The following is a 21763-nucleotide window of genomic DNA, read 5'->3' on the forward strand; positions in this document are numbered from 1 at the left end:
TTACTCCTCTCCAAGCTTGAGTGCTTGTGCAATCCGGATTCTCGACAAGCGGTAACCGAGAATAAGCAAACCCAAGGTCAGCGTAATGCCAACGATGCTGTACAGCTGCAAATAGTCGCTGAGCTGTTGCACCATTTCAAACGGCGGAACTTGATCCTTTGTTGAGAAAGACATCTCAAAGAGCGGAACGAATAGCTCGCTTATGGAATTTCCGATGAAAACGCCCAGAACAACCGCTGCTCCCGAAGTTAGCAATTGCTCGCTGACGAGCATGCCAATAATTTGCCCGAACCGAATCCCCATTGCTCCAAGCACGCCATATTGAAGCGTTCTGCCTGAGAGCGTGAGCACCCAGAACAGTAGGAAGCCGAAGAAGCTGATTAGCATGGAGATAACGAAGCCGAGCGTCATCACGCCATTGATTGCAAGTCTGAACGGATCGTTTTTTGATTCAATCAGCTCTTGCGTTGCGTCCTGAAGCTGGATGATTCGCAGCTTCTTCTCCGCCAGCTGGTCGTAGACAGATTGACTTGTAACGCCTTCTTTCAGTTTCAGCCATACTTCGTATGGCTCTACAGCAAGTCTCTTCTGTATCGTGCCGAGATGGCCAACGATCAAGTTGGGTTGAACCGCTTTTTCATTATCCTTGCTGCTCGTTGGAAGCGGATTCCAGCTTGGCCAGTAATCGATAATGCCATAGACAACGAATTGCGCCTGTTCCAGCCCGTCCCAGGACAAGCTAATGGTGTCGCCTGGCTTTGCTTTTGTCTTCTTCGCAATTGAACGAGAGATCAGAACCGCCTTCGTATTCGGAGCGAGGAGATTCAGGTAGCCGTTAATGGGATAGTCAAGCAGCCCCTCCTTCATCCATGTCGTCTGGCCAAAATTCAACGTGTCAATGCCAAAGAGCGTCGTTGCACCGCTTGCACCGCTGGCAGGTGTGACAAAGCGCGCATTCTCTTTCTTAAATACTTTAGCGCTCGCCTCAATGCCTTCCAGCTCTTCGAACGGCTGAAACGGCGGCTCGATGTAATTAACCCGGCTCGAGCTGGACGGGGTCGATTCGGTCAGCGTTTGAGAAGCTGACGACATATAGGTTGAGGGACGCGCATCACTTTCCCAGCGAGTCATAATGGACATATCGGCTCCAATGGCGTACTCAATCTTGCTCTCCATGTTGTCGTTTATGGTTCGTGCAGCATTCGCGCTAAAGAGTCCTGTCGCAACGGTCATGATCAGGAACAGCTTGATCGTCTGATATTGACCGGATGATCGGCTAATCTGAATTAGCGTGTTATACAGCGCTGGCGACCACCATCTGCGGCCAACCCAATAGATCAGACGTATGAACCACGGATAGACCCGCAGCAGCAGCAAGCCGCCCCCGAGCGCGAAAAGCGAAGGCATTAGAAACAGCATCGGATCGAGCTGGAAAGCATCCGAATCAAGCCCTAACCGCTGCAAATCCTCCTGCCGTTTGTTGAAATTATAGAGCAAATACATAGTAACGCCCACGAGGATAAAGTCTAGGCCGGTCTTATGCCAAAATGTCAGCTTGTTATGGCGAGCATTCTGTTGCTTATGACTGACGATACTTACTCTGGTCGCCATGAAAGCGGGTATGAGAGTCAAAACCAATGCTGCGGCTACCGCTGCCCCCGACATCAAGTAAGCGCTGCTGGTCAGACTGACCTCGAGCGCCGAACGATCGACAAACTCTAGGAAACCGTTCGAGGCGCCTAATACTTTAGTGAACAGAATGCCGAGTAAAGGACCAACCGCAAGTGCGCTTACGCCAAGAAATAGGCTCTCGAACGTATAGGCCATCATAATCTGCAGACGACTTGCCCCTCTGCTGCGCAGGACGGAAATCTCCGTCTTCTGCCGTTCAATAAGGAGATTGGCGGCCATAAAGAGATAGAAAGCGAGCATCAGCATGACTGGCGAATAAAGAGACAGCATCATGACGTCAAGCTTCTCTTGCTTGCCTTGATAGGCACCTACTGTCGAGATGGCTGGGATGTTGACCTCGTCAACCCCAATTCGGCCGCGGAAATATCGCCTGATATCCTTATCTGCCTTTACAAATGCATCAATCGAATCGATCGTTAACTGCTCGTAATTAAGCGCTATGCGCCAATCGAGGCTCGCGAGCTTCGTCTTGCCTCCAAGAATAAAATCACTCTCGAATTGATCAAAAGGAATAATAAAGCCATCGCTATCCTTTGAAGCTAGGTATGGCAAATATGGATCGGCAGTCGGATCCGTCTCCATGACCCCGACCGCGACAACGCGGAACTTCTTTTTGTCCGGCGCTTCCGCGATTAATTCATCCCCGAGATCACGCTTCGTAGCGATGAGGAACTTCTGCGTAACGAGAGCCTCGTAAATGCCATCCGTGCGTACGGTTGGCATCACACCGTCGATCAGTCGAACGCGCTTCTCAAGACCGGATAGCGATTTGATGCTGCCCGTCGCCTTTTGCGACTGCTTCTCTTGGTCCGTAGCATCAGCTCCGTACACTTTCATACGCTGCGTGAAACGTTGCTGATAAGCGGATATAGCCTCTAGTTCCGCCCTCCCCGGTATCGATTGTACGAATCTGTCAGCCCGCTTGATGGCCTCTACCGTCTTCTCGTCCACGGACGACGAGGATACTGTCGTACCAATGCGAATATATCCCGGATACACGCCTTCCAGAAGCTGCACCGATTGAAGCTCCTTCTGCAGCGTCCGCTGCAAGATGGCTTCGGAGTAAAGCGGCATGGAGCTGAACAAAGCCACGCACACGGTAAGGCCGATCCAAAGGTTCAACTGCAGCCACTTGTTGTTTGCCATCTTTCGGAGGATCATCGTCCATAAGGCCATTCGCACACCCCATCCTTGCGCCGGATATGTTGCAGTATCCGGTCTTCATTGTTAGTTAGTTGTTCAAGATGACCTTTTGGCCTTCCTCTAGTCCCTTAATGATTTCTGCTTCCGTCGGCGTTAACAGCCCTACCTCTATGTCGACCTCCTTACGTCGTTCGCCTTCCGCCACCTGCAAGTAATAGCGGCCCATGTAAGATCGGATGGCCGAGCGAGGCAGGGTGATGACATTCTCACGCTTCTGAAGCTCGATCGTCAACTCAGCGCTATCGCCAATTTGGATGCCTTCCGGGGCCTTGTCCATACTCATATAGATCGTTACGGCGTTGCGCTCTGCTTTGGATCCATCCGTTCCAATCGGCACAGTAGAAGGAGATTGCAGCACTTTGCCCATATACGCTTTTCCCTTGTACTTCAAATTAACTGGCATGCCTGTTTCGACCGGCTGTACTTCCTTCTTATCTGCAGCTACATAAGTAAGCTGAATCCGGGACGTATCTGCAATCGATACAATAGCCTGGTAGGCGTTCACAAAGTCCCCCGCATTCAAGGTTTCCACAAACGTCACCGTTCCCGAAAGGGTCGCATATAGACGTGATTTTGTAAGGCGCGTCTCCATTGACTGAAGGGACATTCTCTCGCGTTCGAGATCAATTTCGCGCAGCCGCAAGTCGGTGGACGACGCTTCGTCAAGGTACGCTTGCTTGAACAGTAGCTCCGCTCGTTCCAAGTTAAGCCGCTGAAGGCTTACCTGAAGCTCGAGATCGCCCGTTTCCTGCTCCACGAGCAGATCGCCAGCTTTAACTTCCTGGCCGACGCTCACCTTGATTGATTTGAGCCGGCCTCCCGATTCCTTGAACGACAAGTTCTCCGCACTTGAGGAAACGAAACGGGCCGTACCTTTAAGGTACGTCTGAATCGATCCACGGCTTGCCTCTACGATATCCAATTGCTCCTGCGCTGGCTGAACAAGCGGCGGCTGCAAAGCAGACTGCTCTGCGGGGAGAAGGCCGCATCCGGACAACGCGAGCATCGCTGTCAACGCCATTACCGATCGGCGCACGCCTGAAAGCAGCAGTCCGCATCCCTTATTCGATATTCGTTTGCGATACAATTCTTCCATCCTCCAATGAAATGACATGATCAACAAGCTCCATAATGCCCGGGTCATGCGTGGTCAGAACGACCGTCATACCGGAACGATTAACGAGTTCCCGGAATACCCGCATCACTTGAATGCCCATTCGGCTATCGAGCTCCGCCGTCGGCTCGTCCGCGATGAGCAGCACGGGCGCGTGAGCGATTGCCCTTGCAATCGCCACGCGCTGCTGCTCCCCTCCAGAGAGCTCGGCGGGCCGGTGCTGCATTCTTTCCTTCATCCCAACCTGCTCCAATGCCCGTTCCGCCGCCTCGCGATTTCCCTTAAAAGGAGTACCCGCAACTCGCAGGCCAAATTCCACATTCTCGTAAGCATTCATGAGCGGAATAAGCCCAAATGACTGAAAGACGAGACCGATTTCTTTGCGTCTCAGAGCACTTCTCTCCTTGCCGGGCATGCGCGTAATTTCTCTGTCTCGAAAAAACACTTGCCCTTCCGTCGGCTCGTCAAGCGCGCTAAGCATATTCAGCAAAGTCGTTTTGCCTGAGCCTGACCTGCCTTTAAGCGCAACCATTGATCCGGCTGGTATATCCAAATGGACGTCCGATAACGCGGTGACGGCGGCAGCGCCTCTACCGAATACACGCTTAAGGCCAACCGCCTTCAAAATCATCCCGCCAATTGCTTCTCCAGGCAATTCTACCTTCGCCAACATCGCTAACCTCCTCATATTTCCCGCTATTACTATTTATTTTAACGCTTTCATTTCTGTAGAAGTACCTGTCCATTTCTTGTTCGTTTACCCTATAAATGATAGCTGTTGGTTTCGATTAACCATGAGAGAACTATAAATTAAATCCTAAAGGGGAAGCTAAAGCCTCTTACCATTGATCCAGCAACTCCGATAGTATTAAATCTCTGCTTTACATCAATAAAAAAAGACTCGCAGCGATGAGGCTGCAAGTCTTTTCTGTTCAAGGAAGATGGATGGATTTCATTAGTGGTAATCTTTTCAATTAGTTGGCGAACTGCCATGCACGGAATGTGAACAAATCCGTATCAGCCTTGCCTTTGAACATAAAATACAGATCGTGAACGCCTTCGGCACCCTTGACCGCCGTTTTTGCTTCTATCCAGCCTGTCGATCCATCTCCCTGCGGAACAGAAAGCGAACCTAGCAAAGCGCCATCCGGACTGTCCAAACGAAGCTCTATGACGGCGGCTTCGCTTCCACCTGCTATGAACGCTGTGAACGTAGAGGCACCTGCGCCGAAGTCCACGCTGGACACGGCCGTCCAATCGCCGTTGTGAATAGCTCCGACTGCAACCTCTTCTACCGCCGTTCCGTTCTCGTCCATCTTATGCGGCAACACTTCGATGCCTGCGCTCCAAGCAAACGTCCCTGCTTCCACTCGCGAGAACGGGTTAAGCTTATCGAGCTGTGGTACGCCTTTCAAGTCAGCTTCGATTTCTTGAATCGAGCCGTCCGCGACGAAGCTCACTTTGTTCAAATGTGTGGATCGGTAGCCCTTCGGCACGCCCATCGCCTTGGACAATGTTTGTGCGTGATATGAAATGTACCATTCCTCCTGGAATTGGAACATCGCATGGTGATTATTGCCGCCCACGCCAAAGAAATGGCCGGGATTTTTCAGAATAGTCGTTTGGTATGTCCAAGGTCCCATCGGATGGTCGCTTGTCATGTAGGCGATTTCTCCTGCCTGCGGGCTTCCCTCTGGACGAGTGCCGTCGTAGAAATTGGAGCAATACGTAAAATAATAAGTGCCGTCTACTTTGTTGATTCCAGCATCCTCAAACATGAATGGTGCCGGAATGACAGCAGATTCGCCGACAACACTGATCATATCGTCTCCTAGCTGCATAACGCGAGCCGTATCCGGTCTCGCCTCCTGGCCCTCCGGGATCCCCCCGCCAAAGTAGATGTAGCCCTTGCCGTCGTCATCGACCAGCACAGCCGGATCGAACAACCATGTGACTCCTTCTGCGGCTGGCGCCGATCTTGCAATTAGCGGCTTGCCGATCGGATCGATCCACGGACCCGTTGGGCTGTCGCTCGTCAGTACGCCAATGCCGCTTGCGTTATTCGCGAAATAAAGGAAGAACTTATCCTTGCCGTCAATCACCTTATGCGCCGCTGCCGGTGCCCAGGATTGTGTCGCCCACTTTGCCGCTCCTTCGGGACCAGCAGCAACTACGAAACCATGATCCGTCCAGTTCATTAAATCCGAGGAAGAAACGATCGACAGCCGATTGATTGATCCGAAAGAGTTGTCCTTCACCTCGCCGGCGGTGTCATACTCAAGTACATCGTAAGTGCTGTAAATATAAACGCGGCCATTATGTACGAGAGCATAAGGATCTGCGCCAAATTTATGGGATAAGATCGGATTGCCGTTCTGAGGGAGCTTTCCAACTGCGCTGGCCGGCGGCTCATAGCTAAGCTCCGTGGCTGCCCCGTTCACATCATACGTCGTTTTATTCTGATTAGACTCCAAAATTTCCAGACTGTTTACCTTCAATTCTTCTTTCATTTTCACAATCAACTCCCGCTTTTGTTTTAATGTAATCGTAGCTAGCGTTTTGCTGCCGTCATGGTTCGCAAATGTAACTAGGGAGCCGTCGTCATTGCCGATCCAAAGCTCCAGCCCTTCCTCGGAAGGCTGAAAGGCAACAGCTGCCGCCGAAACATTATTGAGGTTCAGAACGATCGAATCAATTTCTAATGCAACCGGAATATGAAGCGTAGAACGAATTTGTACAACTTCTGCCCCGATCGGGAAATCGTCCATGAGTAAATCCACTTCATATGCGCTATCTCTCTTCTTGCTAAGCTCTATCGTCTCTTCCTTCAGGTAAGCCGATAACTTTACAGCAGGTCGTTGCTCCAATTCTTTCCGGTTAACCTCCTGCAACTGGCTGAGAAGGAATATCGCTGTGGCCATCACTGCAAGGACAGCAATGAGTCCGAAGCGCTTCTTGCTTGTCAACAAGCTTTCACCTCTTTCCTTATTACTGAACATAGTAAGGTTATCCACGGCAAGGAACAACCTGTCAAATTCTCATTCATTACCCGTCAAGTTCTAGTTGTCATGCAGATAGATTCGATCGCAAAGCAGAATAGCAATTCAAATAGCACCGCCAACCATCATCCCTTGGTCAAAAAACTATTGCAGATTCCATTGGTTTCGATATTCGGAAGGTGACATTCGCTCCAGCTTATCGAATTGGGTAACAAAATAATCGGAATTGTTGAATCCGACCCTCTCTGCCACTTCATATATGCGCAAATCCTTCATCCGCAGCAATTTTTTTGCTTCTGTGATTCTCAACTGCTGCAGATATTGATTAAAGTACATACCGTAATTTTTTTTGAAGAGCTGTCCTAAATAAGCCGGATTGAAATAGAATTGACCAGCAATTATCCTCAAACTAATATTTTTGCTATAATTTTGGTCAATGTACGTTTTGATTTTGTGAATTCTCCCCTTCCCGTAGGTTCTGTATAACCTGTTGATCAGATCACCCGCTTCGAAAAGGAACTCGTTAAACAGCCGTTTGATCTCGTCTAACGTTACATTGTGATGATACCAATTAATGAGTGATTCAAAGGATGTCAGCTCGGTTTCATCGCCTTCCATGCTTCTAATTGATTTACAAATCATTAGCACGCATTGTACGATGCCTGTTTGGATCTCCTCGGGCGAAAAACGTTTCTCGCTAAATTCAGAAAATATCCGATCAACGACCAGCCTGATGTGATATGCATCATTCTCCTCGACTGCCTCTACCAATTTACAGCTTAGGTCGTCGTCCAACGTCGATTCTCCTCGAAGGAATGTTTCGATTTGTTTCTGGCTCATCAGCATCCGTTTTCGCGCTTGAGGCTGTATTTTCTTCTCCAACTTGTCGTGCAGCTTCACAAGTGCATTTACAAGGTCAGCTTCGTCAATAGGCTTAAGCACGTAATCCAGTACGCCGAAACGAACGGCCTGCTGTGCATAGCGGAAATCGGTATGCCCGCTTATAATAACGAACTCCGTATCGAGCTTCTCCTCCTCCGCAGCTTGAATTAAGGCAAGACCGTCCAGTACCGGCATCTGGATATCGGTGATGACAAGATCAGGTTTTTTGTCTCTAATCATGACAAGCGCGTCTTCGCCATTAGCCGCTTCACCGATTACTTGATAACCGTTACCCTCCCAATCTATCATTCCTACTAAGCCTTTGCGGAAAAATAGTTCGTCGTCGACAATAATAACGCTATGCATGAGGTAACCCTCTCTTCTCTGAAAATGGATAGTGCTATAGTTTTTAAAGAAGACTCTTTAATTCCTTAAGTATCTACCATGTTATGATATGTACAAAAAATTGAATTATGGAGGTTGCGCTAGTGTCAGACTCAAACCAAGGTGCTTTCCATACAGGCAGCTACAAGAATCTATTCAAGGAACTGGGGTATTCCGATCAGGAAATCGAAAGCAAGCTGGAGCAGGCTTGGAACGAGCTGTTCTACGGCGACCCTGAGATGCGGATCTATTACCCACTAGGCGACGACAAAGGTTATCTCCTCGATACCGGCAATCTAGATGTACGCTCCGAAGGCATGTCTTACGGCATGATGATGGCGGTGCAAATGAACAAAAAGGATGAATTCGACAGACTATGGAACTACGCGAAGACGTTCATGCAGCATAAAGACAGCCGCTACAAGCATTACTTCGCGTGGCATTGCAAGCCGGATGGCACTCGCATCTCGCAGGGTCCCGCACCCGACGGGGAAGAGTTTTTCGCCATGGCCTTGATTTTCGCCTCGAACCGTTGGGGTGACGGGCCGGTGCCGTTCGATTATTCCGAGCAAGCCAAAACAATTCTGCGCGCATGCATCCATCAAGGAGAGAACGGCGAAGGCGACCCGATGTGGGATCCGGCAACCAAGCTAATTAAATTCATACCTGAATCTCCCTTTAGCGATCCCTCCTATCATCTCCCGCACTTCTATGAGTTGTTCGCTATTCATGCCGACGAACAGGACAGGCCATTCTGGAGAGAAGCCGCCGAAGCGAGCCGTGCTTACCTGCATGCCGCCTGCCATCCCGTAACGGGACTCTCGCCCGAATACGCGAACTATGACGGAACGCCTGCGGTACCGCAGCGGCACGGCGACTTTCGTCATTTCTTCAGTGACTCTTACCGCGTAGCGGCGAATATCGGACTTGACTATGAATGGTTCCGCAAGGACCCCTGGCAAATCGATCAGAGTATTCGCATCCAGGCATTCTTCCGCAACATCGATGTTTCCGATTATCGTCGCTATACAATCGAAGGCAAGCCATTCGAGGAACCTGCGCTGCATCCGATCGGCCTTCTCGCCACGAATGCAATGGCATCTCTCGCAGCGGACGGACCCGATGCCGCCCATTTTGTCCGCTTGTTCTGGGGCACGCCCTTGCGTACCGGCGTTCGGCGTTATTACGATAATTGCCTGTATTTCTTCAGTCTGCTGGCATTAAGCGGCAACTACCGTATTTATTAAACTAATGCACAATATTGAAGCGGCAATCGTCTCCCTTGCTAACACAAGGAAACGATCGCCGCTTTCTTCATCTTTACTCACGATTGCGATCCGCGGTATCGCTCGGCCTCTCGTTACTTCAATTTATCGCCTTCAAGACGCATCCACAACCTGACGAATCATGTGTTTTTACCCCTCAAATTGCAGCACTGCGACAACCGGCTACGCGCAGAAACAATAACAAGGCGAAAGGTTAAGAGAAATCTTATCCTTTCGCCTTGTTATTGGAATTCATCTATACGTTGAGGGAATCGCGATACTCTTGGGGCGTCATGCCCGTCACCTTCTTGAAGAAGCGCGTGAACGAATGAGCAGCTTCATACCCGACTGACACGGCAACCTCTTTTACCTTCAAATCGTTGACATGCAACAGTTCCTTTGCTTTTCTTGCTCTGCAGGTGTCGATGTATTCGGATAGGTTAATGCCCCTTTCCTGCTTGAAGAAACGCGACAGATAGGACGGATTGAAGTAGTGGATTTCCGCAAGCCTTACCAAAGAAAGGTCCTCCCTCAGATGGTCTTCGATGTACTGGCAGATTCGGTCAATAACTTGCGAGGTTCTGTCCCGCTCGTCGCTCTGCTTATGTTGGAAAATCGCTTCCGCGGTTTGCTTCAAATACCCGAACCCCTCCTTCATCGAGGCATGGCAGTCCAGTCGCATCAGCTTCCCGTGATCGTCGAGGCGGCTTTGAAGCCCAAGCTTGTTCAAGCACGAGTAGAGCATCAGAGCAACTGAATAATAAGCTTCGATGGAGCGCTGCGCTTGCTCGTTGTGAAGCAGCGCCACTCTCGACAATTGCTCCCAATCGGAATAAAACTCTTCCGCGCGGCCAGCCTCCAAATGCGCGGCCATAATCTCTACTTTACGGCTCGGCACGAATGTTTCTTTCCCCGAAATTCCGTCCATATTCTCGTGACGATCCCTTAGAATCATGCAAATGCCGGTTCCGATCCTGAGCTGCTGCAGTCGGCGCAGTCTTTCATATTGCTGGGTGACGGCCGTCCATTCACAGCTCGCTCCGCTTATTGTCAACGTGATTTCCAGCTTGAGCGAGGCGAGGCAGGCTTCTTGGATAAGCTCGAGCACCCCCTCGATATAACAGGCAAAGTCGACGGGTGGTTTCCCTCCGCTTTCACTTTCAGGCTGTATGAACCACATAAGGTCACCATGCCGATCGACAATGCCGATGCTCTTCACATGGTCCTTCAACAAGGTATCCCATATCGTCCTAGCCGAAGCAAGCAGCTTACTCCTCCCCGTATAAGTCATGCCGGATGGATAGGACAATCTAGCAAGCACGAGCATGACGGTTTTCGTTGGGTCCAATCCGATATTCAAATGGCCGAATTCCTCGATGACCTCCTTCTGCTCCGAACAGAGCGAATCGCTCTCTTGCAGCAGTTGCCTCATATAATCGCCTTGCGCCATGAACTCGTATGCATACTTCTGCTCACGCGATTGTTCCAGCAACATATTCTCGACCGTGCTTCGCTGAATATCGAGCAAGGCGCCCCGCACGGCTTCCGTCACTTTCGCATAGCCTTCTGTCTTCAGCAAATAACGGACATCCGGCATTTGAAATGCCCGGTAGGCAAAATCAAATTCGCTATGTCCCGTAAGAAAAATGACCTTGCATCTCGGCCAATACGTCAATATTTCTTCCGACAATTCCAGTCCGTTCTTGCCCGGCATGGCGATATCGGTCATTACAATATCAATGCGCGTTCGTGACATCCATTCCAGAGCTTCCTTAGCCGAATACGCCTTGCAAACGTCCAATTGATCCGGCATGAGCTTGCTCAACACCTCATAAAGGCCGTCGGTAATAATCTCCTCGTCATCGACGATAAGCAGACGGTGCATCCCCATCCTCCTCCTTTGAATTTATGCGTATTTCGACTCGCAAGCCACCTAGCTCGCTTCTGGAAAGATACAAGCCGCTGCCTTCTCCATAGGTCAGTATAATGCGACGGTGGATATTAATGATCCCTGTCATTTCATGCGCTTCCCCGTTATTTGCCATTTGTCCGTTCAAAGCGTCGATTACAGCATCGTCGATCCGGCTTCCGTTGTCTTCGACGACAATCATGGACTCCGCCTCATTCCGCGCAAAGAAGATGCGCAGAAAGCCCTCCTCCGACATTTTCTCAAGACTATGCTCATACGCGTTCTCGATAATCGGCTGAACGATAAGCCTTGGTACGCGTATGCGCTCCAACTCCTTCGGCAGTTCGTCGAACTGTACGCTTATGCGTCTGGAGAACCTAAGCATCTGGATCTCGGTGTACATCCTTGCATGCTTGATTTCCTCCGAAAGGTAAACGTTATCCTCCCCGTTGCGCGTAATGAATCTGAAATATTCCCCCAGCATATTGGTAAACAGCTCGATACGGTCCGTATCGCCCGTTTTGGCGAGCGAATTAAGAATAAAGAAGCTATTGTACAGGAAATGAGGGTTAATCTGGGATTGCAGCTGCTTCAGCTCCGCCTTCTGCATCATCAGCTTCTGCTTAAAATCCTGATCGATCAGCGCCTGCAATTTGTTCAGCATCTGATTAAAACGGTCATACAAATAACCGAATTCGTCCTTCTTCTCGTGATCGATCTGAATATCCAGCGTGCCGCCTTCCATTCTGCGGAAGCTCTGAACAAGCAGCAGCAATGGCCGATGAACGAGCCTGTATGTCGAGAGGGAATAAACGACAATCGCAAGAATCGACGTACCCGTGAACAGCCAAGCCCATAGATTAAACTTATTAAGCGGCCTCTTTACCGTCTCCTCCGGTAAATATGTGACGACCGAAAGCCCTAATTCCGGCGAATCGGCTTTGTCGACATGATACGTTTGTCCATTTACTTTCAACAGCAGAGAACGTTCTTCCGAAATACGCGGTGTTTGCAAATAGTTGTCCAATATATCGCTAGACTTGTCGTTTCCAAGCAGCGCAAAATCCGCCTTTTCGGCGATTAGGAAAGAACCACTCTCGGCATAAACGCTCAGTTGGTTCAACGATTCCTTCAACTTCGCCATATCGAGCTCGATCTGCACGATGTAAAGCGGTTCTTCCCCCTTCCTTCCCCCGAACTTGGAGGCGCTTAAGTGGAGCGAATCACCCTGCCTGATGAGACGCTTCGCCCCGTTTCGTTCCGACACAGCACGGATTTGGTCATACCTTTCTTGTTCGAGATCGTGAACGGCATTGCCGAATGAGAGCGTTTTTCCAATAGAGGGAATATGAACGTATATATCCTTCATGTAAGCACTGCTGTTCTTAATAGAGGTCAGCCTATGAACCAAGTAATCCATGCTTTCCTTCTTCTCTACGCTGTCCATCATATCCCACGTTACCGCGATCTTCGTAAGCTCTCCCTCCTGCAGCATATCGAATTGCTGAACCTCCAGCCATTCCACCTCGCGGTTCATGTCTTCAAGATACGATGACAGCTGCGCCAAGGTGTTTCTGGAAATGTCTTGGCTCGCGTTGGTGTAACTCCAGTTATATAAATAAACACCAAGTAAGATAATGGGCAATATAACGACGAGATACATGATGACAAGCCTTAAAAACAAAGCATGACGCATCGAATTGACGGGTATCTTGAGCAATCTTACACAACTCCTCGCAAGCAGCATTATCCATGGTGGGAACAAGGAGCCCAAAAGCAAAGGGATCGCCATGAACGAAACCAATTCTTATCTAGGATGAACCATCCTTCTTCGCATACCATTCGTTCACCTCAGCCGTCATCTGCGAACCGCCTAATCGATGCCATTCCTCAACGAAACGGTCAAATTCCTCGATAGGCCTTCCGAGAATAATGTTCATATATGTTTTGTTCTTCAAATCGTCCAATATGGATTGCTTCTCGATAATCGCTTGCGTCGGAACGCCGACGAACTTCTCGTAAAGCAGCTGATTATTTTTTTCATAATCCCTAAAGATAGAGAATGCCCCCTTGGAACCATAAGTACGCTCCCACCCCCATCCGGTTACGATGTTCTCAGTCAAATACGCATCGATGTTTTTTTTGATTGCTTTTGCCTCATCATGCAGCACCGCTTCGTCTCCCGTTGTCCGGAATTCATCCAACTGCAGAAAAGCCTCGTAATTTTTAAGCAATGGCGCGGGAGTAAAGGGCGAGAGCTGCCATGCCGGATACGGAGTGCTGTAGTAGGTTTCGTATTCGGCCGTAACGCCCCAATTTTTCTCCAGATGCAAATTGATCATTTTCACGATCGCTTCGGGGTGTTCGACCCCTTTCTTGACGGCTAGAAACTGCGTAGTCGCGAATCGAAGCGGTACTTTGGGCAACTGACCGCTATCCGACACAATAGGGTACGGCTGCCAGTCCGCATTGGCATCTTTCTCGTAGTTCGCTTGAACCACGAATGATCCCCATTGCTCACCGTACATGATGCCGATTTTCCCTTCCGTGATCATCGCCTTCTCTTTGCGGCCGTCCTTCAGCGCAAATTCCGGATCAATTTGTCCGTCGCGGTACATCTGCTGAAGAACGGCTAGCGCCTTTTTCGCTTCCGGCTGAACGGCTCCATTCATGAGCTTGCCCTTACCATCCTCCAACCAAATGTTTGGGTAAGCACCGTAACCGGCCATAAAGTCCAAAGCCCCCATAACGGGATCCCACAAATATTGCGTTAGCGCCAGCCCGTACGTGTCATTTTTGCCATTTCCGTCGGGATCGTTTTCTGTAAACGCTTTCGAAATTGCGAGTAACTCATTCATTGTCTCTGGCGGCTCTAAATTGAGCCTATTCAGCCAATCGGTCCGTATCCATAAATATTGGGCGCCTTCAATTGATGCCGACGTTTCCGGTATCGCCATCAGCTTCCCGTCAATCGTTGCCGCCTCAAACGGCCCCGTTCCTTCCTGGTTCAGCACATCCTTGGTGAACGGCGCTGCATACTGCTCATACACACTAGTTAAATCCTGCATGAGTTCTTCGTTTGCCAATTGCCGCAGCTGCTGCGCATTCACCCTAACGATATCAGGGATGTTGCCCGATGCTAACGCAGATCCTAGTTTTTGTTGATAAAGATCCCTTTTCGCAGTCCATTGGTACTTAACCCGAATGCCAAGCATATCCTCGTAGAGCTGCGTCCACCGATTGTTTTCAAGTGACTCCCCGGGAAAATTGGCAATCAAATCAGTAAAATCTTCGTCTATTTCACGTACGAGCGAAATTTCGATCGGAGGATTATATTTGGTTAAGCCTAAATCCGAATACATCGATTGTTCCACATCATCGGTATCCGGCTTCTCAGCCGCTTCCTTCTTATCGCACGCCGTAAGCGTCTGCATAAACATGAATACGGCGAGCATGAGCACAGCCTTATTCCATATTCGCTTCCGCAAGATGACAACCCCATTTCTCGTCAACGAATTAATCATGTATAATTATTATTTTCCATGATTAATCACCAAAAAATCAAGAGCCAATCTTTTATAATGTTACCCATTCTTTACTTAATGCAAAATATAAGGTTCAAATCGAAATTTGTTTGCCGACAGCATGCAAAAAACACGCCGGTGCTGGCGTGTTTATTATTTATACATCTGTAATAGTTCAACTAATGGGTTTAGACTCAATGAGATTCTGGAAGAAGGAATCCATACAGATGCATAGTCTATCTATAATAGTCCCAAACCCAGCAGCTCCAAATGAACTGGCTATGGCTGGGTTTTGGAGAAATAGATAAGTTGAACGGAAGAATTGAAGGATAAATTAATTATTTCTATTCTTTCAAATAACATCTTCCCATTTAAAATGAGATAAATATGTTGTTTTAGGCGAAGTCTTTGTCCTCCATGATGGTTCTTACATAGCTATTCCAGTCCTTATTATCTGTATTTATTTCTAAAGTTGGCACCCGCGATCGTTTAGCTTGATGTCTCAATTCATTCTGAACACTTAATAATTCATTCATTGACGACTGCACTTCTTCTTTGGTTTTATACATCCATTCCTCTGGTTGTCGGCTTTTAATTCTATCTTCAACTACTTCTGGTGAGATTGAAAGCAAGATGCACTTTGCAGACAACGATACAAGTTGTTCTTCAATTTCAATTATTTCTGAAGTATCCGAATCAGAAAAAGCTGCTCTGTGATTTAAGTGAAACCTTTCTAATACATAAAACAGACCTCTCGCCCTTCGGGATGCAGGACCTAAATAAACCGCCCATTCGTTAAGCTTTTTAAGCATTTCTACTCGTTCTCTAAGTATTTTTATATGCTCTTCTCGAGTCAGGCTCTCGTACTTCCCATGATTATGATTTAAAATCTGTGAGTAGTGTTCTCCTAAAATAACTACGCTTCGTTCTGCAGACTCATCTTGAGATTGATATTGCTTTATTGCTCTTAATAATGAAGTCTTTCCGGCATTAGAATAACCTTCAAGAATGATTCCTCTACTATGCATACTCGATTCTCCTTTCAATTACAATACTCGTCTATCGTCCGGAATTCTTATCGTCCCGATTCCTTGTAGCTTGATTATTTTCAAGCTCCAACGACCACACGGTAGCGCGAGGCCTGAAGGTTAAACATTTGAGCGTACTTCCCGTCCATTCTCATAAGCTCTTCGTGTGAACCTTGCTCAATAATTTGACCATTTTCCATCATGAGAATACGATCCGCCATTCTGGTCGTCGATAAGCGATGGGAAATGAAGATGATAGGTCGATCTTCTGCCTTCTCCAGCATGACTTGATTCAAATGGTATTCACTCATAGGATCCAATGCGCTGGAGGGCTCGTCTAATAGGATAAGAAGAGTCGGTTTGGCGAACACTCTTGCGATCGCTACCTTCTGAGCCTCTCCACCAGATAGCTCTATCCCGGCGTCGTCAAACTCCTTGGTGACGGAAGTATCGGTCCCCAATTGCAAGGATTGCAGCTTATGGCCAAAACCGCTTTTCTCCAGCGCTTCTCTTACCAGAAATGAATCGCCGGATGTAAACTGATTCATGACGACATTTTGGGAAAGCGTAGCAGCGAACAACTGGTGATCCTGAAAAACGGAGCTAATCTTCATACGGTAATCATCCAGCTTAAACTGATCAATTTGTATTCCGTTTAAGCGAATGTCTCCCGAGCTTGCATCATATAGACGCATGATCAGTTTCGTTAAGGTTGTTTTCCCCGCACCATTGTAACCTACGATTGCAATTTTCTCACCTGGCCTAATGCTGAAATTAACGTTATGAAGAATCCGCGGCCCGGATGGACCATATTGGAACGATAACTCATTTAGCTTTAATCCAGTAAACTGATCCGGCACAGGCAGTGGATCTTCTACTTCCTTCAGAGTGTTCTTCTGCTCCAGAAAGCTTCTTAACTTCTCGATATATAAGCTGTTCTCTTGCATCTCACTGATGAGCGTCGTCATATATTGCATGTTGCCTTTTAGACGCCATGATGAATTCAACAATGTAACTGCGCTTCCATAGCTTAGCGTTCCTTTCACTAACGACATAAAGACAACATAAGTCACGTACATGCCACTCAAAATCAACTCGTTGAAGAAATACTCTGAGGTGAAATTTAACCAGAACTGCTTTTTCGAACGCTTTTGAATAATTCCGTGCATTTCTTTATGCGTATCGCTGAAATCTCTAAAAAATTTCTCCTTGATGGAATAAAGCCTTAATTCCTTCGCATAATCAGCCAAATAAAACAACCGTTTCAAATAGATTCGTTTACGATCCTTTTCGTTTAGCTCCATTCTCATTTTGTACCTGATTTTATTGGTGATCATGCTGACAATTAGAGTTAGAATGAAAGACGCGAGCACAAATAGCAAACCAAGCTTGTCAACGAACAAGAAAAAGCTTATAGAGGTTATAATAACCGTGACGGATCGGCACAATTTTCTAATGTTGTTTATCGTAGCATCAATTCGATTATGGGCATCATTGGCGCTCCACACATAATCATTATAATAAACAGGATCATCATAGTTGGCCAAATCGGTGCTAATCGCTTTTTCGTAGAGATCCATCCTTATTTTTTGATAAAGCAATTCTTTTCCTTTCGGTTCAACGCTTTGAAAATAGATGCTGTCCAGCACAAAGCAAATTGCGATAAACAAAATCGTAAGGCCGATATAGAAGGCAACGGTAGAGAAGGAAGTGCCATATTGAACGCTGTCGAATACAAACTTAATCAAAATGACATGCTCAATAAAAATTTCGATTTCCTGCAAGCATGCATACAAGCATGTAAAGATAATATAGTTGCGGGAATAGCGCAGCCCGTATTTCATAATAAACCAATTATTTTTAAGGACCCGAGTAAAGCTATGCTTATTAGGCTTCATGCAGATTCACCACTCCTGCCAACTCTTCTTGATCAACATACTTTTCCGCTTGCTTTAAGAATAGCTCCGCATATTTCCCCTGTAGCTGCATCAATTCTATATGCGAACCAGACTCTCTGATTTCGCCATCCTCCATGAAATAAATGCGATCTGCCAGCATAGCTGATGACATGCGATGAGAAATAATAACAACGGCTTTATCCGTGCAGGCTTCCATCATACTTTCAAAAATTTCATATTCCGCAATCGGATCCAACGCGCTCGTAGGCTCATCAAGCACGAGAATTTCGGCCTGTTGCGCAAAAATGCGCGCTATCGCAATTTTTTGAAACTCGCCGCCCGATAAAACAACTCCTTGATCATCAAACTCTTTCGTAAGCATCGTATCTATTCCCTTTGGCAACGAGGCTACCTTATCGTATACTCTGCTTTTCTGGAGCGCACTTATAACGAGCTGACGGTCTGCTTCGGATACCAAGTCACGCATAAGCACATTCTCTGCAATCGTCATCGAAAAGATCTTGAAATCCTGAAATATGGTTCCAAACATTGAGCGATATGACAGGAGATCAAACTCTTTAATATTTTGGCCATTCCATAATATTTCGCCCTCAGTAGGATCGTACAATCGCATCATGAGCTTGATTAACGTTGATTTGCCGGCGCCATTATGCCCGACTAGAGCAATTTTCTCATTTTTATTAACTTCTATTGTAATATCGCGAATAGTGGCCTCTTCTGCGCCATCATAAGTAAAATAAATATGCCGAAATGATAATTGTTGAATTGGCGGCGCAATTAATTTGACTGAATCGGAATGCTCCTGGATTTCAGAAACGTAGCTTAAAAAAGTTTTTAAATTTTCGATGTAAATGCCGTTTTTATTGATTTCTACAAAACTATCAGACAATCGGATGAGCGACCACGCACCGCCGACCATTGCGCTTCCCAGAACGATAAAAGAACTGATAGAAATCGACTGCTTGACAATAGCCAAATAAGCTCCATACAACAGCACCCCTTGGAATATTAGCGTGAAGGTTGTAAATATCTTGAAAAAGGAAACAACTCCTGCTTTGACTCGATACTTATGAACGACCGAAATGGCACCGTCATAGCCTTCTATATAAGTGTTTCTCAGAACTGAAAATATGCGGGACAGTCGGATTTCCTTGGCAAAGTGGGATAAATAGATGACCCGGTTGACATAATCCATTTTTCGTTGGTAGGGTACCCGCTCATTATTTTGCTGGAACTGAATTCGGTTAAGCTTTTTTCCAAAATAAAAGTTCCCAACAATTGGAAATAAAGCAAACCATACCACCCACGGGTCAATGGCGTACATCACGGCAAATATGCTAATCGTTGCGAGCGAGACGAATATCACTCTGGAGAGATTTTCAAGAACAGCGCTGACTCTTTGATCGGCTTCTTGAATGGCTTTTGTATATTTATTATAAAATTCATGATCCTCAAAGCATTTCAATTCTACGGATGCAGCCTTCCGAAAAAGAATAAGATACAGCTTCTCATACAGCTTGAGATCACTTAAGGGTCTGAAGCGGTATTCATACCAATTGTCCAGTAAGATTAAAGCGAATATCAACACCAGCGTCATAATTATGAAATAGACAACTTGCTGAAACTCCCTTTCGATTGATATCGATTCAATGATGTATTTCATGAAATATACGGAAAAAAATACATTAGCAAGCTGTCTTCCGGCTTGAACTGCAAAATCCGCCAGCACTCTCTGTGGATGCATACTCCAAGCCAATCTGAACACAAATAAGTTATTGGCAATAATGACTTTAATATGTTGCATTGTCAGTTTAATCTTCTCCAAGGTCTTTTCTTCCTCCAATAATTAGTAACTCAAAATTTACTACATAGTGAAATTGGAAACAACCTGTTAATTAGCTGATCATTTACCCGTCAAATTATAGATTTTTTTACAATCTATTGTATTTACCCCCAAATTCCCTTAAGATGGTTAAATTGTAAATGATCGACGTAGCGATAAATTCTAAAGGCAGGTGACGATGTGAGTATAATAGCCGTTAACGGAATTACGAAGACGTATCGGCAATACCGACGATTTCCTGGACTGATCGGGTCCGTTAGAAGTCTATTTACAAGGCAATATACAGAAGAAGATGCTGTTAACAATATGTCATTTACGATCAACGAAGGAGAAGCCGTTGGTTATCTGGGGCCAAATGGTGCAGGTAAATCTACAATGATTAAAATGATGACAGGCATCCTGGTCCCAACGAATGGAGACATTAAAGTACTCGGCGTAGTACCGCATGAAGCAAGAAAAGCGAATGCACAGCAAATCGGGGTCGTTTTTGGACAACGAAGTCAATTATGGTGGGACCTTCCCGTCACAGATTCCTTTGATCTTCACAAATACATCTATAAAATACCGGATTCTGCATTTCGTAAAAATCTGGAGCTTTGCATGAGCCTGCTCTCCATCCATGAATTTGTGCAGAAGCCTGTAAGACAGCTTAGCTTGGGGCAACGTATGCGAGTTGAGATCGCCATGGCGCTACTTCATGAGCCCAAAATACTATTTCTCGATGAACCAACGATCGGTCTAGATGTCATGGCCAAGGATCAAATTCGGCGCTTTCTTCGCACTGTAAATCGTGAGCGTAAAGTTACGATTGTATTAACTACCCATGACATGAAAGATATTGAAGAAATTTGCCCACGTATGCTTGTCGTTAACAAAGGAAGCCTAGTCTACGATGGCTCTGTAGAAGATTTACGAGCTAAGCTGGGAAGTGAAAGGAAAGTTATCATCGATTTCCGAGTTGATCCCGGGCTGCTCGATATCCCTGGCATTACGCTGCTTCAGGACGAGGGAATACGCAAAACCTTTTTAGTACCGCGAGGTGAATCAACCGTATTTGAACACGTCAGCCGGATTGCCTCCCAATACCCTGTAGAAGACGCCTCTATTGAAAGTCTGGATATCGAATCCGTCATACGCAAGCTGTATCTTCAACTAGCTAGTGAGGAACAACCGATCAGCAAAATCGGATGAAAAGGAGCAGACAATGTCGACCTATTTCATGTTTACGTTAAAGGCCTTTGTTAACCAGTTAGCATTTCGTTCCGAAGTATGGCTTCGTCTGCTCGGAAACTATTTTGCAATACTCATCCAAGTCGAGATTTGGAGGGCCGTTATCGGTAACGGCGGTTCAGCCAGTACGACAGTCGAGCAAATGATTACATATAGTATACTAAACACCCTCCTTTTTGCTCTTTTGCTAAACCGGGTTAGCAGTAAGGTTGACGGCAGTCTTAAATCCGGCAGTATTGCATCAGAGCTAATCAAACCGCTCTCCTATCCTTTATATCTGCTTTTTGATGGGCTTGGACAATCGCTTTATCAGTTCATTTTCACAGTTATCCCCTCTCTGATTCTTGCATGGATTTTGTTCGGAATGCTTCCTCCAGCTTCCACGATACATTTCATTGCTTTTCTAGGGGCTCTGCTAATGGCTTTAATTCTTTCTTTTCTACTTGGTTATCTTGTTTCTCTTCTGGCCTTCTGGTTCTTAAGCCATTTTGCTCTCAGTTGGACGCTCGGCGGCTTAATTACCATTTTCAGCGGTTCGTTTCTGCCCTTGTGGTTCTATTCCCCTTCTTGGGCAGCGGTCGCCAAGTTGTTGCCATTCCAATATCTAGGCTACGTACCTGCGGCGATTTATCTCGGTAATCTGAACGAGGCAGAATTATGGAGAACCATCGCGTTAGGCTTGATATGGATCATCTTGTTGCTTGTTGTTGCCCATTGGCTGTGGGGCAAAGCCGTTCGGCGATTAATCGTTCAAGGAGGCTAATAAGAAAG

General features: G+C 46.9%; 14 protein-coding genes. 3 read left to right on the forward strand and 11 right to left on the reverse strand.

Features of this window, described 5'->3' with window-relative positions; translation table 11 throughout:
* From E0496_RS17910 to E0496_RS17930, 5 genes are all read right to left on the reverse strand, one after another.
* Positions 1–2838 (reverse strand): ABC transporter permease, encoded by a 2838-nt coding sequence (locus tag E0496_RS17910; RefSeq protein ID WP_241674850.1) that lies wholly within the window; start codon positions 2836–2838, stop codon positions 1–3.
* Between the two features lie 85 nt (positions 2839–2923).
* The gene (locus E0496_RS17915; RefSeq protein WP_241674851.1) at positions 2924–3982 is read right to left on the reverse strand and encodes an efflux RND transporter periplasmic adaptor subunit; all 1059 of its coding nucleotides are present in this window, start codon (positions 3980–3982) and stop codon (positions 2924–2926) included.
* Positions 3957–4682 carry an ABC transporter ATP-binding protein gene (locus tag E0496_RS17920; protein WP_175598081.1) on the reverse strand — a complete coding sequence of 242 codons (726 nt, stop codon included), beginning with the start codon at positions 4680–4682 and terminating at the stop codon, positions 3957–3959. Before E0496_RS17920 ends, E0496_RS17915 begins: the two co-directional genes overlap by 26 nt.
* A gap of 301 nt (positions 4683–4983) precedes the next feature.
* The gene (locus E0496_RS17925; RefSeq protein ID WP_241674852.1) at positions 4984–6978 is read right to left on the reverse strand and encodes a glycoside hydrolase family 43 protein; all 1995 of its coding nucleotides are present in this window, start codon (positions 6976–6978) and stop codon (positions 4984–4986) included.
* 174 nt (positions 6979–7152) lie between these two features.
* Positions 7153–8256, reverse strand: a complete 1104-nt coding sequence (locus E0496_RS17930; protein ID WP_141503128.1) for a response regulator transcription factor — start codon at positions 8254–8256, stop codon at positions 7153–7155.
* A gap of 107 nt (positions 8257–8363) precedes the next feature.
* Between E0496_RS17930 and E0496_RS17935 the strand changes: the two genes are divergently transcribed.
* Positions 8364–9521 carry a family 8 glycosyl hydrolase gene (locus E0496_RS17935; RefSeq protein WP_141503129.1) on the forward strand — a complete coding sequence of 386 codons (1158 nt, stop codon included), beginning with the start codon at positions 8364–8366 and terminating at the stop codon, positions 9519–9521.
* 274 nt (positions 9522–9795) lie between these two features.
* Here the strand turns inward: E0496_RS17935 and E0496_RS17940 are convergent, their stop codons facing one another.
* The 6 genes from E0496_RS17940 to E0496_RS17965 form a co-directional block, all read right to left on the reverse strand.
* Positions 9796–11424 (reverse strand): response regulator transcription factor, encoded by a 1629-nt coding sequence (locus E0496_RS17940; RefSeq protein WP_141503130.1) that lies wholly within the window; start codon positions 11422–11424, stop codon positions 9796–9798.
* Complete coding sequence (locus tag E0496_RS17945) at positions 11399–13168, reverse strand: sensor histidine kinase (RefSeq protein ID WP_421924150.1); 1770 nt, start codon at positions 13166–13168, stop codon at positions 11399–11401. Before E0496_RS17945 ends, E0496_RS17940 begins: the two co-directional genes overlap by 26 nt.
* A 91-nt stretch (positions 13169–13259) precedes the next feature.
* The gene (locus tag E0496_RS17950; protein WP_241674854.1) at positions 13260–14972 is read right to left on the reverse strand and encodes an extracellular solute-binding protein; all 1713 of its coding nucleotides are present in this window, start codon (positions 14970–14972) and stop codon (positions 13260–13262) included.
* A 395-nt stretch (positions 14973–15367) separates the two neighbouring features.
* Positions 15368–16000, reverse strand: coding sequence for a hypothetical protein (locus E0496_RS17955; RefSeq protein WP_141503131.1), 633 nt, complete (start codon positions 15998–16000; stop codon positions 15368–15370).
* An 80-nt stretch (positions 16001–16080) separates the two neighbouring features.
* Entirely contained in the window at positions 16081–17898 is a 1818-nt protein-coding gene (locus E0496_RS17960) for an ABC transporter ATP-binding protein (RefSeq protein WP_141503132.1), read from the reverse strand.
* Complete coding sequence (locus tag E0496_RS17965; RefSeq protein ID WP_206669801.1) at positions 17888–19723, reverse strand: ABC transporter ATP-binding protein; 1836 nt, start codon at positions 19721–19723, stop codon at positions 17888–17890. The genes E0496_RS17960 and E0496_RS17965 overlap by 11 nt, the downstream gene beginning before the upstream one ends.
* A 219-nt stretch (positions 19724–19942) precedes the next feature.
* Between E0496_RS17965 and E0496_RS17970 the strand changes: the two genes are divergently transcribed.
* Together E0496_RS17970 and E0496_RS17975 are read left to right on the forward strand one after the other, a co-directional pair.
* A complete protein-coding gene (locus E0496_RS17970) occupies positions 19943–20953 on the forward strand; it encodes an ABC transporter ATP-binding protein (protein WP_141503134.1) in 1011 nt (336 codons plus the stop codon).
* A gap of 28 nt (positions 20954–20981) precedes the next feature.
* Positions 20982–21755, forward strand: coding sequence for an ABC transporter permease (locus E0496_RS17975; protein WP_206669802.1), 774 nt, complete (start codon positions 20982–20984; stop codon positions 21753–21755).
* Positions 21756–21763: the final 8 nt, after the last annotated feature.

This window comes from Paenibacillus luteus (assembly GCF_006542765.1).
Classification (GTDB): domain Bacteria; phylum Bacillota; class Bacilli; order Paenibacillales; family Paenibacillaceae; genus Pristimantibacillus; species Pristimantibacillus luteus.

What these genes read in the sequence shown, in the direction of transcription:
- E0496_RS17910 (WP_241674850.1), bottom strand. Translation starts at nt 2,838, where the DNA reads ATGGCAAACAACAAGTGGCTGCAGTTGAACCTTTGGATCGGCCTTACC.
- E0496_RS17920 (WP_175598081.1), bottom strand. Translation starts at nt 4,682, where the DNA reads ATGTTGGCGAAGGTAGAATTGCCTGGAGAAGCAATTGGCGGGATGATT.
- E0496_RS17930 (WP_141503128.1), bottom strand. Translation starts at nt 8,256, where the DNA reads ATGCATAGCGTTATTATTGTCGACGACGAACTATTTTTCCGCAAAGGC.
- E0496_RS17935 (WP_141503129.1), top strand. Translation starts at nt 8,364, where the DNA reads ATGGAGGTTGCGCTAGTGTCAGACTCAAACCAAGGTGCTTTCCATACA.
- E0496_RS17940 (WP_141503130.1), bottom strand. Translation starts at nt 11,424, where the DNA reads ATGCACCGTCTGCTTATCGTCGATGACGAGGAGATTATTACCGACGGC.
- E0496_RS17950 (WP_241674854.1), bottom strand. Translation starts at nt 14,972, where the DNA reads ATGATTAATTCGTTGACGAGAAATGGGGTTGTCATCTTGCGGAAGCGA.
- E0496_RS17955 (WP_141503131.1), bottom strand. Translation starts at nt 16,000, where the DNA reads ATGCATAGTAGAGGAATCATTCTTGAAGGTTATTCTAATGCCGGAAAG.
- E0496_RS17960 (WP_141503132.1), bottom strand. Translation starts at nt 17,898, where the DNA reads ATGAAGCCTAATAAGCATAGCTTTACTCGGGTCCTTAAAAATAATTGG.
- E0496_RS17965 (WP_206669801.1), bottom strand. Translation starts at nt 19,723, where the DNA reads ATGCAACATATTAAAGTCATTATTGCCAATAACTTATTTGTGTTCAGA.
- E0496_RS17975 (WP_206669802.1), top strand. Translation starts at nt 20,982, where the DNA reads ATGTTTACGTTAAAGGCCTTTGTTAACCAGTTAGCATTTCGTTCCGAA.